Raw genomic sequence first — 13,267 nt, forward strand, 5'->3', positions numbered from 1 at the left:
ATTATGCTGCATATATGGTGCAAAAGCGGCGAGCTGGCGCGATTTTTTCCCCTGGGAGCGAAGGTGGAGGCGAGCTGGCCCTGCTGGAGGCGATCCGCCGGAGAGCCGGACAGATTAGCTCCAGCAAGAGCGGCTCCCGCATCCGGCTGGGAATCGGGGATGATTGCGCGTTGCTGCGGCCGGCAAAGGATGAGGAGATTGCGATCACGACGGACCTCTCGATCGAGAGCCGGCATTTCAGGCTGGACTGGCACCCGCCGGAGTCAGTGGGACACAGGACGCTTGCTCGGGGATTGAGCGACCTTGCGGCGATGGGTGCGAGACCGGTGGCAGCATTTCTTTCGCTTGGCATTCCTGCACGGCTTGCGACGGCGGGCAGCGATGGCAAGCGATGGGTGGATCGGTTTTTGGATGGCCTGATGGCGCTGGCGGAAGAACACCAAGTGCCTCTCGCGGGCGGTGATCTTGCCGAATCTCCTGTGGCGCTGGCGGATATTGTGTTGATGGGCGCGGTGCCACGAGGTAAGGCGCTGCTACGTTCGGGAGCGAAGCCGGGTGACCGGATTTTTGTTACCGGCAAGCTTGGTGGATCGGCTGCGGAACTCGCCGCATTAAGCGCCGAACCTGAGGCATTTGCGTCGAAAACCGCGGCTTCGGCTGATTCGCCTCATTTATATCCGCAGCCGCGCGTGGCGCAAGGGATGTGGCTTTGCAAGAAGAGAACTGCCAGTGCAGCGATGGATTTGAGCGACGGCTTATCGACTGATCTCAGACATATTTGCGACGAATCGCATGTGGCTGCGGAGATTGATGCTGCGAAGATTCCACTGGCAAAAGACGCGACGCTGCCGATGGCTTTGCATGGTGGCGAGGACTATGAACTGTTGTTTACGGCGAGGCCCTCAACAAAAGTGCCTCGCCGTATTGCAGGGGTTGCGGTGACGGAAATTGGGCGGATTGTGCGCATACGTAAGGGGCGGCCGGTGGTGACATTGTTGACGGATGGCAGTGTGGTGGCCCTTGAGGCGAAGGGGTGGGAGCATTTCGCGGGGCGATGAAGTGGATTTTGTGAGTGTGAGTGCTCCGGCTCTCTCTGGTTCGCGCTACGCGCGAATTGGGTCCAACGGAACTATGAAAGGATAGATCGGGCTTTCAGCCCTTCAGAATCATTACGGCCTCTAACCCAGGGCGTTGCCCTGGGCTGGGATAATATCGCGCCTTTGGCGCTAAGTAGATGGCATACGCATACTTTTCGGACTTTGCTTTAGTTGACGGAGAAGTCTTCCTCGTCTTCGCCGATGGGCTGGCCGGGAGGGGTGGCAAGCTCTTTGGGAGCTTCAAATTTCGAAGGGTCTTTCCAGAAGCGCTCAATGTCATCGACGGCTGCGGACCAGTGGGCCTGACGCCCTTCCGGCACTTCCATATCAAGCTGATCGTTGAGCCATGCTTCGAGATCGGAGAGCTCTTGCGTGGCGATGGCGCGGGCCTGCGGCGATGCCTGCTGTGAGGCTGCCAACTGCATGAGGTGATTAAGAACAACGCGCTCGACGACGTATTGCGTTTGTCCGGAGAGACCGGGCAGGCGCGGGGTCTGCCAGGTGTTCTGGATGATCTCCTGAATTACCTCCTGGAGACTGGGCGCGGTGGGATTGATGGCATGGAACTCTACGAGGCGGCTGGCCCGGGTGGGCTCGAAGAGCAGGGATGCGGTCAGGTTCGCTGCGGCTTCGACGGCTCCGTTGGGGTCGAAGGTGAGGCCGGTGTAGCCCTCGAAGGACTCGCGCGTGCGCGGGTAGCCGGGAGGGTTGGGGGGCAGGATGACGAGGAACTCGGGCGAGAGCGTAAGGGTGGTTGGCTCCAGCGTATGCAGCACGGCTTCAAGGGCTTTGCGCTGCTCGGCGGGTGCGATCATGCGCGTGACCATGCCATGGTCTCCTCGAACGGCGTAGCGATAGTCGAGGCCGCCGATGAGCTTGGACGCTGCCTCGGTCTGATAGCGGTGAAGGAGGTAGAGCGGCACGAGCGTGTCTTCGAGATTAGACATCGGCTCGCCGATGCGGATGGCGTCTTCTCCGAAGCGATCGAGAGCGGCGCGGCGCACTTTGAGGATGCGCTCCAGCTCCAATGCGGCGTCGGGGCCGTTATCCCAGAGATGGCCGTAAGGATTGGCGCTGCCGAGCGGGCGCGAGTCGGCATCGGAGATGAAGCGCAGGCCCTGGGCGTCCTCGTCTTCGAGGAGCTTGTTGAGCGCGGCTTTCTCATCGGTGCCGGGCGCGAATTGCGAGTAGCCGTAGGTGATGGCGGCCTTGTCCCATGCTCCGACGCCGGTGGTGTATGCGTTGGCGAGAGTGGGCCTGCCTTCGGCGTCGAGGGTGATCCATGGATGCGGATAGTCCATGACTGAAGTGCCGGGAGCAACGGAGGATGCGGCGAAGTTGTGTTCGAGGCCGAGGGTGTGGCCGACCTCATGCGCTGCGAGCTGACGGGTGCGGGCGAGGACCATCTGCTCCATATCGGGCGGAATGGGCTTGCCCTCCATATAAGGAGCGAGCAGGGCCTCGGCGATCTTGTAGTCCTGGCGGGAGCGCAGGCTGCCGAGAGTGACCTGGCCTTTGATGATTTCGCCGGTGCGGGGATCGGCGACGGCTTCGCCGTAGCTCCAGCCACGGGTGGCGCGATGCACCCACTGGATCATGTTGTAGCGGATGTCCATGGGATCGGCGCCTTCGGGAAGGACTTCGACCTTAAAGGCATTTTTGAAACCGGTGGCTTCGAAGGCGGCGCTCCACCAGTTTGCGCCCTCGACTAATGCGGAGCGGATAGGCTCAGGCGCGCCACGGTCAACGTAATAGACGATAGGCTGCACTGGCTCACTGACGGCGGCGTTGGGATCACGCTTGATTAAGCGATGGCGAACGAGCAGATGTTTTTCCAACGGCTCGCCGAGGGGCGCGGAGTAATCACGATATTCGACGGAGAAAAAACCGGAGCGCGGATCGTTGTAGCGAGGGGTGTAGCCGGGGCCTGGTAATTCGATGAGTGAGGTGTGCTCGCGGACGGTGATAGCGTGCGGATCGGGCGTGACGGAGGCTACATATTCGCCGTGAGGCTGACCTTCGGAGACGAAGGTCAGGATGGCTTCGATTTCGGTGTTCTTGGGGAAGTTTTTGGTGTTATCGAGAGTGATGGCGCTGCGGCTGGCGTCAAGCCGATAGGAACCCTGCTTGGCCTGCGCGACGCGCTCGGTTACGCCGTGGGCGTCACGCAGGAAGAAGTCGGTGGCGTCGACGAGAAGACGGCCGTTGTCTTCAGCTTCGACTTTGAAGCCCCAGAGGACGGATTCTGGAAAGGACTCCTTGACGTCGAGACGCTGGTCTGCGTCGGACGAACTGGAGCGGTATTCGAGATTAGGCTGAATGAGGAGGACTTTGTTGCCAACGCGGGTGAAATGAACGACGCGGCCCTGGCCTAGCTGGCCACGATCGAGGCCGATGTCATTGGAGCCCATGCCGTAGGGAAGCTGGTCGAGCAGGAGGACGTCTTCGTCGGTCTTGGGGATTTCGAGATAGAGCTTGCCGTTTTTGGCGTCCCAGTCAAAGGGGAATAGACCATCTTTGTGATCCATTCCGGCGATCTTCTGCGCGAAGGTTTGCGGGCTTTCGCTGAAAGTAAGTGATGGAAGCGTGAAAACGGCCAACGCAACGACAACAACGCAGCTTCTTGAGCAAAGGGAACGGCTCAGCATGGGAAACCTCGAAGAGTCCGACGTAGTGACAGGGTAACGCACGGGGTTGGGTAAGGCACCATTGAAATGGTTTCCTCTGCTCTTGCTCTATTAGCGATGTTGATCTAGCTCGAAGGGTTTCAGCTTAATGACCGATACTTAGAGACAAGATTGATGGATGTTGAACTACAGAGCAGGGATATGACAGATCGCGCGGTGCACGAGTCGTTTGAACATAGCTGGACTGCGGAGATATTGCCGGGCAGGCCGTTGATTTTGCCGAGGCGGCAGTATGTGTATCCGAATGCGGCGGAGGAGGTGGAACGCGGGGCGCTTGAGGTGATGGTGAGGCCGCGTGCGGATTCAGGGCATGAGCCGTTTCTTGCTACGTTTGCGCTTGGTTTCCGCGATCCTTTGGCTCCAACTGGAGTTTGGGCGATGCCCAATCCGGAATGGCTGTGCGCGGTGTCGGGTGGATACGCCTATTGTGTGCATGTGATGGAGCCGGAGCGGTTTGTCTTTCTGAGATACAGACCCGTGTTGCAGGTGCTGACATATGCTCCCGAGAATGGTGCGGCGCCGGAGGGGCTGATTCTCTTTGTGGGTCATTATTCAGTGCTGGCGTGGGGACGCGATGGCGAAGCATGGGAATCGGACCGGCTCTCGTGGGAGGGCGTGACGGAGTTGAAGATTGAGGCGGAGAGCACCGATGCAGGGACGCGCAATGTGCTGCGCGGCATGGGGTGGGATCTGATACAGGATCGTGAAATTCCGTTTACGGTGGACCTGGCTACGGGCCAGAGAGTCTAAGGTGGAGTGAAATGAGATGCAACTCCGAGTGGAAGTGCGCATCTTAGGCGAAGGAGAACCTACCATGCCTAGTATTACCGGTCGCGCCGTACAGGTCACAGACAAAGGTGGCCCGTTTGCTGTGGTTCAACGTGAGTTTCCATCGCCGGGTCCTGGGCAGGTGCGCATTCGCGTGCAGGCTTGCGGGGTTTGCCATAGCGATGCGGTGACAAAGTTTGGGTTATTTCCGGGAATTGTCTTTCCGCGGGTGCCGGGACACGAGGTGGCTGGATACATCGACGAGATTGCGCCGGATGTGAAGGGGTTCAATGCAGGCCAGCGGGTCGGTCTGGGATGGCATGGCGGGCACTGCACCTATTGCAGGCAATGCAGGCAGGGCAACTTTGTCCTTTGCGAGAATCAGTTGATTTCGGGCATCAGCTATGACGGCGGCTATGCCGACTATGTGATTGCTCCGGCGAACGCTCTGGCGCTGATTCCGGACGATCTTGGCCATGTGGATGCCGCGCCGCTGATGTGTGCGGGAGTGACGACATTCAACAGTCTGCGCAACTCTGGTGCGCGGCTGGGTGACACGGTGGCTGTGCTGGGCATTGGCGGCCTTGGGCATCTTGGCGTGCAGTTTGCGGCCAAGGGCGGATTCAATACGGTTGCGGTTGCTCGTGGCGCGGATAAGGGCGTGCTGGCGAAGGAGCTGGGAGCGCATCACTACATCGACTCGACCACGCAGGATGTTGCGGCAGAGTTGCAAAAGCTGGGTGGGGCGGACGTGGTGTTGTCAACCGTTACCGACGCAGGAGCGATGGAGATTGCGGTGAACGGATTGGCTCCTCAGGGCAGGTTGATCCTTCTCGGGGTTCCGGAGAAGCCCCTTACATTGAACACGATGCCTATGATTCTGGGTGAGAGGGCGGTGAAGGGATGGCCGTCAGGAACAGGCTTTGATTCGCAGGATACGCTGGAGTTCAGCGTGCTGACGGGCGTGAAGCCGCGTATCGAAGAGTATCCGCTGGAAGAAGCCTCAGCCGCGTTTGACCGCATGATGAGCGGCAGAGCAAGATTCCGCGTGGTGCTGACCACAGGAGCGTGAAGCGCGTAGCGGTAGAGAATTTGGATCTTGCAAAAGCGGTGCATGCGCACTTCTCCACGCGCCGCTTTTTGATCGTTGGAATTTGCACGGGAACAACGAGGATCTACTTTTTTCCAGCGTCGCTCTCGCCGATGATTTCCAGGCTCCCGTACCAGCACATGATCTCTCCGTTATCATCCCGGCGCGCTGAGCCTCGCGACCGCAACAACTGCCAGGGATGATCCTTGGATCGGCGCACGCGATAGTAGATATCAATCGGCTCGCCGCTCTGAAAGGAGCGGTGCATAGCATCGATGGTGGGCTGACGATCGTCGGGATGGAGAGAATCGAGCCAGGCGAATCCCCGCCACTGGTCATCGTTGACTCCGGTCAGCTCCAGCCAGCGCTGGCTCACGTCGAGCGCGCGTCCTTCGGGATCGATGATCCACGGTATCTGCGGAATGAGCTCGATCATGTGGCGGAAGTGCGCTTCGCTTTCCCTCTGTGCCTCTTCGGCGCGCTTGATGGGAGTTATATCCAGCAAGACAACCGACACGCCGATGACTTCTCCTGACTCATCGAAGGCCGGTTCGTAGGAAAGAAGAATTGTCCTCAATTCTTTGGGATTCTGCGTAGGCTTGGTTAATTCCACCCCGGCAACCACCTCGCCGGCAAGTGCGCGCTCGATCAAAGGGCGAACCGTCGGAAAGAATTCCGGAATCATCTCGGCGACGGTGCGGCCTAGGTGTTCTTCCATCGGACTGCCATTGATTGCGGCCAATCTGCGATTGATGCTGAGGTAGCGCATCTCACGGTCTAGAAACGCAAGACCAACGGGAGCGCCATCATAGATGGCTCGAAGCTGGGCGAAGCGCTGCATTGGGGGAATTTCGAGCGCAGTTGCAGACTGGCGGCCGGTCATGCCGTTGAGGATTGCATTGGAGGCATGCGGTTGCCTTCGCTTCATCATCTCGTCAAGCTGTTCCGCAGGCACTGGCTTACCGTAGAGCCATCCCTGTCCCAACTCGCAGCCGAGCCACAACAAAATCTCCGCCTGCTCTTCCGTCTCAACGCCCTCGGCAACCGTAGTAAGTGAAAGGCTCTGTCCCAATCCGACGACCGCGGCGACGATCTGACGGCTATCGTGCTTTTGGGTCATGGAGCTTACAAAGCTCCGGTCTACTTTTAATTCATCGAAGGGAAGCGATTGCAGGTGCAGGAGACTGGAGTATCCGGTTCCGAAATCATCAAGGGCTAGCCGGCAGCCGGCGATCTTAAGGCTCTGAACTGTTTTAGACACCGAGACAATATCTTCCGCGAGAGCACTTTCTGTAATTTCGAGGATGAGTCTATTCAAAGGAAAGTTTGCTTCAGCCGCAGCCTCATGTACCTGGTCAACAAAAGATGTGCCATGAAGCTGCGGCGGCGAGATATTGACAGATAGAGTGGGTTCACCTGGCAGTGGCGCGATCTCTTTAAGACCCTTGCGAAGCAACTGATAAGTAAGCTCGGATATCCAGCCATCGCGCTCTGCCTGCTCAATAAAATCACCCGGAAAAATCAGGCCTAATTCTGGATGCGCCCATCGCGCGAGCATCTCGAATCCATAGAGCTGGCCGGTTCGCAGCCGGATAATCGGCTGAAAGTGAGGCACAAACTCTCCACGCTCGAGTGCCTGATGCACGTCTTGTTGAGAAATCTGCATCTTAAACTCGCGGGTAAGCTCTGATGTTGCGGATTATACGCCGGATACTAATTAACCTAACTGTCCTTCGATTTCATTTTGAGTAAGGATTTCCGTTTTGGATTAAACTTTTCGCGGTTGACCTATGGACAACGAAAAAGTACGGGAAATTTGTCTTGGATTGCCTAATGTGACCGAAAGTGTGAATTGGGGACATCACCTGGTTTTCTGGGTCGGAGATAAGGCAATCGGTGGAAAGATGTTCGCATTGATCCACCTGGATGGCGAGGGTACCGGAGTACTCTGGTTCCACTGTGGTGCCGAGCGTTATGCGGAACTGCTGGAGATCGATGGAATCATTCCCGCACCCTACATGGCGAAAGCATACTGGGTAACGGTAGAGCGGTGGGATGTGCTCCGTCAGCGGGAATTGGAAGACGAATTGCGCCGCGCGTATGAGCTGATCTACGCGAAGCTGCCAAAGCGGACCAAAACTCTTTTGGATATGCCGGAAAAGGAACGCGGCAAGATCATCCGCGAACGCCGGAAGGCTCTGGCAGCGAAGGAAAAGAAAAAGCAATAACCTGACTTGTCTGGCGCTATACTTTTCGCCATGAAGCGACATGCCACACATCTTAGTGAATCTGGCACTGCTTCGCGTTTTCAGAAAAGCATATATCGCGGTGTATTTCACCCCTTTGTTGGAGCATTATGGCTCGGATTGGCCGCCCATCGATGGAGGGATGCTTTTTTTGCGGGCGGCTACCTTATTCTAGGAATCTATTACATTGGCGTTGCATTCTGGCGCCAACCGGACCTTCCGGGGCTTGCACGAAATGAAAGTCGATTGTTCGATTCAAGATCGCGGACACTCATGGTTTGCGCCGGACTCGCTGGATTCTGCGCCGGTGGAAGTATTGATGGGCTTGTCTATAGTCTGAGTGACTCGCCTCATCACAACGCTATTTCCGGCCCGTTTGTAACCGCTGTTTCGACAGCTCTATTGATCAGTAGCTGCCTCTCGGCAGGTCTATTAATTCGCAGAATCATCAGTCGATCCTTCATCGAACCAAACGCCGTAAATTGACAAAACCGACAGTGAACGCATCCGTGAGCCAATCTAAGTCTTTGCATAGACGGAAAAGCGCTGCGTAAACACCTTTGAGAGGAGTATGCGGAACTGACCTGTATTTTCGTTCGTACTTCTAATTGCCGGTCTAAACCGGCTTGGGACTTCATTTTATGATTAAGTTTCTGCTGTGGTGCCTATTGTTTGTTTTCTGCTGGCCGCTGGCGCTGGCAGCGCTCATTCTGTATCCGCTGGTGTGGCTGTTTCTGCTGCCCTTCCGCGTTGTGGGCATTGCAGTCGAGGGTGTTCTGGAACTGGTGGGAGCGATCATCACGTTCCCTGCCCGGCTGTTGCGAGCGGTATAGGGGATGAGGATATTCGCGGCGGCATGCCTGCTTGTCACTGGATTGTCGTCCACGATTTGCAGTGCGCAGACGACCACATTTCACTCGGAAACCCGGCTGGTTACGCTGACCTTTAGCGCGCGCGATGCGGATGGGCGAGCGGTTGGCAGTCTCAATGCCGATGACTTCTCGGTTTATGAGGATGGCGTCGAGCAGAAGATCGGCATGTTTTCCAGGCAGTCTGAACTGCCGCTGACGCTGGGGCTGCTGGTGGACTCATCCGAGAGCCAGGACAAGTTCTTGAAGGAACATCTTCGCGATATCCGGCTCTTTCTGGCTAGTGTGCTGCGTCCGCAGGATCAGGCGTTTGCCGTTTGTTTTGGAAACCACCTGCGATTGGTGAGCGATTTCTCGTCGGACGCTGCCAAGATTACGGACGGGCTGGCTCGATTCAATAAGGGCGATAGAGATTTTCCGGAGATGGAGCCCGATGACTCGCGCGAAGGCGGAAGTGCGGTTTACGATTCGATATTTGCGAGCGTAGCGGAGAAACTGAACAGCACGGGAGCGCGGCGCAAGGCGCTGATTCTCTTTAGCGATGGCGAGGAGAACGCGAGCGCCCACGACGAGATCGACACCATCGCTGCAGCGCAATCGGCGGATACGCTGGTTTACGCCATTCGGTACACGAAGATATCGCATCACAAGCTCACGGCGGATAACCGTCACGGAATAGCGGGGCTAAAACACATCGCGGAACAGACCGGCGGACGCGATTTCGACGCGCTACATGTGGACGTGAATGAGGCTTTTCGGCAGATTGGCGATGAGCTGCGGACCATGTATTTCGTTGGGTACTACTCCACCAACAAGGCTCAGGATCACAGCTTTCGCAAAATCGTGATAGAACCGCATACCGAGGGCATAACCCTGCGGGCGAAGACGGGATACTACGCACAGTAGTGAAAGGCGCTGCTCCGTTGCATTGCAATAGCCCGTTCCGCTAGCGTGTTCGTATGCATGGAGTTTCGTTGCGGTTGGATGAGAAGGTTGCGCTCGTTACGGGCGGTTCACGAGGCATTGGGGCCGAGATCGTTCGACTGTTCACGCTGGCGGGTGCGCGGGTTGCCTTCAGTTATGTAAAGGCTACGGATCGCGCTGAGGCTCTGGCGGCATCGTGCGGCGGGCCTGATTATTGCCGGGCGATTCAACAGGATCTACGCACGCCAGGAGATGGACGCGCACTGGTGGATGCGGCTGTAAAAGCTTTTGGCCGACTCGACATATTAGTGGTCAATCACGGAATCTGGCCGCCGGTGGATGCGCCAATTGCGTCGATGGCCGATTCGCAATGGCGCGAGACGCTGGGCATCAATCTTGACTCAGTCTTTGGACTGATCCAGGGCGCGACGGCGCGGATGCTGGAGCAGCAGCCGATCGCGGATGGAGCAGCTCGTGGACATATCGTATTGATCAGTTCGACGGCCGGGCAGCGAGGCGAGGCCTACCACGCAGACTACGCAGCAACGAAAGGTGCGCTGATCAGTCTTACCAAGAGCCTGTCATCGGAGCTAGCTCCGAAGGGGATTCTGGTGAACTGCGTCGCTCCGGGGTGGGTTAAGACAGAAATGTCGGCTGCGGCGCTGGATCATCCGGAGGTTGGGCCGAGAATTTCTGCGGGAATTCCAGTTGGGCGGCCGGGAGATCCGCGGGAGATTGCGGGGCCTGTACTGTTTTTGTGTACGCCGCTGGCGGGGTTTATCAGCGGGGAGATCCTTAATGTGAACGGTGGAGCTGTGCTGGTGGGCTGACGTCAGCTTCCTCTGGCGGGAGAAACAAAATACATGCGGATTGTTCAGGCCTCCATCCTGATTCTTTCTTTGTTGACAGCATTGCCGGGCGCGCGAGCCGTGCAGCAGGATGACGCTGCCGCTAACGCGAAGCAGGCTCGGGCAGTGCTGGATGCGATGGTTAAAGCGCTAGGCGGGGATGCGTGGCTCAACATGAAGAACCGGGAATACCACGCGCGGAGCGCCGGCTTTTACCATGGCAAGCCATCGGGCGCGACAGTGGAGTATTGGGAGATAGATGAATGGCCCGACAATGACCGTTTGGAATTTACCAAGCATCGGGATGTGGTGCAGATCTACAACGGCCATGAGGGATGGGAAATCATCTACTCCGGAAAGAAAGAACTGCCGAAAGATCAGGAGCAAGATTATCTGCGGCGACGGGATCACTCGATCGAAACAGTTGTAAAGAAATGGCTGAAAGATCCGAATACGATTCTTGTCTATGAAGGCCAGCATATGTCGGAGAGTCACATGGCTGACCAGGTAACGGTGATCTCAGCGCAGAACGATGCGGTGACAATACAGACAGACGTCGGCACTCATCTACCGCTACGCCGAAGTTTTCAGTGGCGCGATGAGACTTACAAAGATAAAGACGAAGACGCCGAGGAATATGACAATTACAGGCCCGTCGATGGCATTATGACTCCCTATAACATCACCCGCTTCCGCAACGGAGACATGGTGAATCAGCGATTCCTGTTCGGCGCCCGCTATAACCAACAGCTTCCAGCGGATGAGTTTGATATTGACTCTACTGCAAGAAAAATCGTGAAAAAGTAGTCGCGCAAGTTAGCGATCGCCGAAAAACAGGCTCAATTTGCTCTTGACCGAAGCCCACCGCAGACACATGTGCCTTCTTTTACAACTTTCGTGACCAAATTTTCCACCCAGTGGTATGTCTTTGGTTACGTTTCCACCCTAGACTTAGTAACTGTTACGTTGTGCGGTATTGGCAAAGCTGCACCAAACGATGCTGTCGGGTTCGATGGGACTGTCACCTGCCCTCAAAACTCTGCTGCGTGGTCCAGGGATGTCGGCCGATAACGATGTAACAGGGTAAGAAATAGTCAAAACGGCCTTACGGAGTCACAAGACACCGGAGAGCCAGCACTTCAGTCTTTGCAGTTTGTTGCGGAATTTGGTTTGCCTCGGATTTTTCTCGCACTGTGGAACCACAGTATGTGGCAATCCGCCAACTTGCGCCGACGAACTCCGCGCGGAAAGGGATGCCTGATGAAGACCGGAATGCGAGAGACGCTGGACGAAGATTTTCGCATCCGGCTGCAGGACTACGGGTTGCAATTTGACCCGACGACGGGCATGGCAAACCAGGCATCCTTCCGGCGATCTCTGCGAGAGGTGCTCGAAACTGCCGGCCAGTTTGGGCAGGAGCTTTCACTGCTATGGATCGATGTGCTAAATCTCCGGCGCGAGTATTCGATAGGCGGCGATGAAGCAGCGGAGCGTCTGATCCAGAAGGTTGCGGATGGATTGCGCCCATGGATCGATCCCGGGGAGCTGATCTGCCGGTTCAGCGAACAGAGCTTTGTGCTGGTTCTTCGTCGCGATGAGCGTACGATGATGCGGTTGAATCTCATTCTGGACGCAGGGTCGCATAACCACGGATTCAGCGCGGAAGGCAAACCGGAACTTGCCGGCGGAGTGGCCTTCTTCCCAGAACATACAACCGAGCTGGACGATCTGATTCGCTTTGCGAGTCTGGCGGCAGTCGGGGGGGCGAGGACTCGGAGCCACGCGCCGGTGACGTTTGCGCCGGTGATGAACTCGGCCATCCTGCTGGAACGCGAGCTTGAGACGGATTTACGAAACGCCTTGCGTGGCAATCAGCTGAGCCTGGTGTATCAGCCTCAGATCGATCTCGTGACAGGCAACATTCTGGGCGTGGAAGGGCTGACACGCTGGAATCACCCCGTGCGGGGGGCGGTATCGCCCGCACAGTTTATTGCGATTGCCGAGCAGTCCAATCTGATTGATGAGATATTCACGCATTCGCTACGACGGTTGCTGGTGGATGCGGCACGATGGCGGCAACTCGGCGTCATTATGCCGGTGCTGGCGGTGAATGCTTCCGCGGCGAATGTTCGGAACGAAAACTTTGTGTCGATGGTGCAGCGTGAGATTGAGGCCAATCCGCCGATCGGATCGCAGCTTGATATCGAAGTTACCGAGTCGCTAATGATGGACGATGAAACGCTGTTTGTCGAACGGCTTACGGCGCTGCGCAACATCGGCGTAAAGGTCACGCTCGATGATTTTGGGACACGCTATACCGGTTTCAACGCGCTGAAGGGGCTGCCGTTGAATACGATGAAGATCGACAAATGCTTTGTACATGGAATCGATCGCTCTACGCAGGCGCAATCGTTATGCCGGACAATCGTAACAATGGCTCGGCATCTGAATCTGGCGACCATTGCCGAAGGAGTTGAAACAGCCGGAGAGCTGCGCGCATTGCGCAAGATTGGTTGCCTGGGCGGTCAAGGCTATCTGTTTCAAAGACCTGTCGCTTCCCAGAAATTTCTGGAGTTTGTGAAATCGTGGCCACGCCAGAAACTGGTGTTTGAGATGGGAACATACGGCGACGGGGACGAAGCGGCGGTGGAAGTCGAAGCCGATCCGCTTTTCGGCGTGGTCTAACCGCACATCCGTTGCTTTTCTACTCTTGCAGCGATCCGCAACTGGTTCTGCAT

Annotated in this window: 11 protein-coding genes; 9 read left to right on the top strand and 2 right to left on the bottom strand. The window is 56.8% G+C overall.

Annotated elements, in window-relative coordinates:
- The first annotated feature begins 17 nt into the window (after positions 1–17).
- Positions 18–1,058: a thiamine-phosphate kinase gene (gene thiL / locus OHL22_RS05545; RefSeq protein WP_263334118.1), complete on the top strand. Its 1,041-nt coding sequence runs from the start codon at positions 18–20 to the stop codon at positions 1,056–1,058.
- 206 nt (positions 1,059–1,264) lie between these two features.
- Here the strand turns inward: thiL and OHL22_RS05550 are convergent, their stop codons facing one another.
- Positions 1,265–3,745 (bottom strand): zinc-dependent metalloprotease, encoded by a 2,481-nt coding sequence (locus OHL22_RS05550; protein WP_263334120.1) that lies wholly within the window; start codon positions 3,743–3,745, stop codon positions 1,265–1,267.
- Between the two features lie 180 nt (positions 3,746–3,925).
- On the opposite strand from OHL22_RS05550, the gene OHL22_RS05555 reads away from it, so the two are divergent.
- Positions 3,926–4,534, top strand: a complete 609-nt coding sequence (locus OHL22_RS05555) for a hypothetical protein (RefSeq protein ID WP_263334122.1) — start codon at positions 3,926–3,928, stop codon at positions 4,532–4,534.
- 64 nt (positions 4,535–4,598) lie between these two features.
- A complete protein-coding gene (locus tag OHL22_RS05560; protein ID WP_263334124.1) occupies positions 4,599–5,624 on the top strand; it encodes an alcohol dehydrogenase in 1,026 nt (341 codons plus the stop codon).
- A 103-nt stretch (positions 5,625–5,727) separates the two neighbouring features.
- On the opposite strand, the gene OHL22_RS05565 is transcribed toward OHL22_RS05560, so the two are convergent.
- On the bottom strand, positions 5,728–7,308 hold the full coding sequence (locus tag OHL22_RS05565) for a sensor domain-containing phosphodiesterase (protein WP_263334127.1): 1,581 nt from the start codon (positions 7,306–7,308) through the stop codon (positions 5,728–5,730).
- A 124-nt stretch (positions 7,309–7,432) separates the two neighbouring features.
- Between OHL22_RS05565 and OHL22_RS05570 the strand changes: the two genes are divergently transcribed.
- The 6 genes from OHL22_RS05570 (at position 7,433) to OHL22_RS05595 (ending at position 13,214) form a co-directional block, all read left to right on the top strand.
- Entirely contained in the window at positions 7,433–7,870 is a 438-nt protein-coding gene (locus OHL22_RS05570) for an MmcQ/YjbR family DNA-binding protein (RefSeq protein WP_263334129.1), read from the top strand.
- Positions 7,871–8,529: 659 nt separating this feature from the next.
- On the top strand, positions 8,530–8,721 hold the full coding sequence (locus tag OHL22_RS05575) for a hypothetical protein (protein WP_263334131.1): 192 nt from the start codon (positions 8,530–8,532) through the stop codon (positions 8,719–8,721).
- A gap of 3 nt (positions 8,722–8,724) precedes the next feature.
- Positions 8,725–9,663 (top strand): VWA domain-containing protein, encoded by a 939-nt coding sequence (locus OHL22_RS05580; RefSeq protein WP_263334134.1) that lies wholly within the window; start codon positions 8,725–8,727, stop codon positions 9,661–9,663.
- A gap of 53 nt (positions 9,664–9,716) precedes the next feature.
- A complete protein-coding gene (locus tag OHL22_RS05585) occupies positions 9,717–10,511 on the top strand; it encodes an SDR family NAD(P)-dependent oxidoreductase (protein ID WP_263334136.1) in 795 nt (264 codons plus the stop codon).
- Positions 10,512–10,544: 33 nt separating this feature from the next.
- Complete coding sequence (locus OHL22_RS05590; protein WP_263334139.1) at positions 10,545–11,336, top strand: hypothetical protein; 792 nt, start codon at positions 10,545–10,547, stop codon at positions 11,334–11,336.
- A 453-nt stretch (positions 11,337–11,789) separates the two neighbouring features.
- A complete protein-coding gene (locus tag OHL22_RS05595; protein ID WP_263334141.1) occupies positions 11,790–13,214 on the top strand; it encodes a putative bifunctional diguanylate cyclase/phosphodiesterase in 1,425 nt (474 codons plus the stop codon).
- Positions 13,215–13,267: the final 53 nt, after the last annotated feature.

This window comes from Acidicapsa dinghuensis, from assembly GCF_025685685.1.
GTDB lineage: Bacteria > Acidobacteriota > Terriglobia > Terriglobales > Acidobacteriaceae > Acidicapsa > Acidicapsa dinghuensis.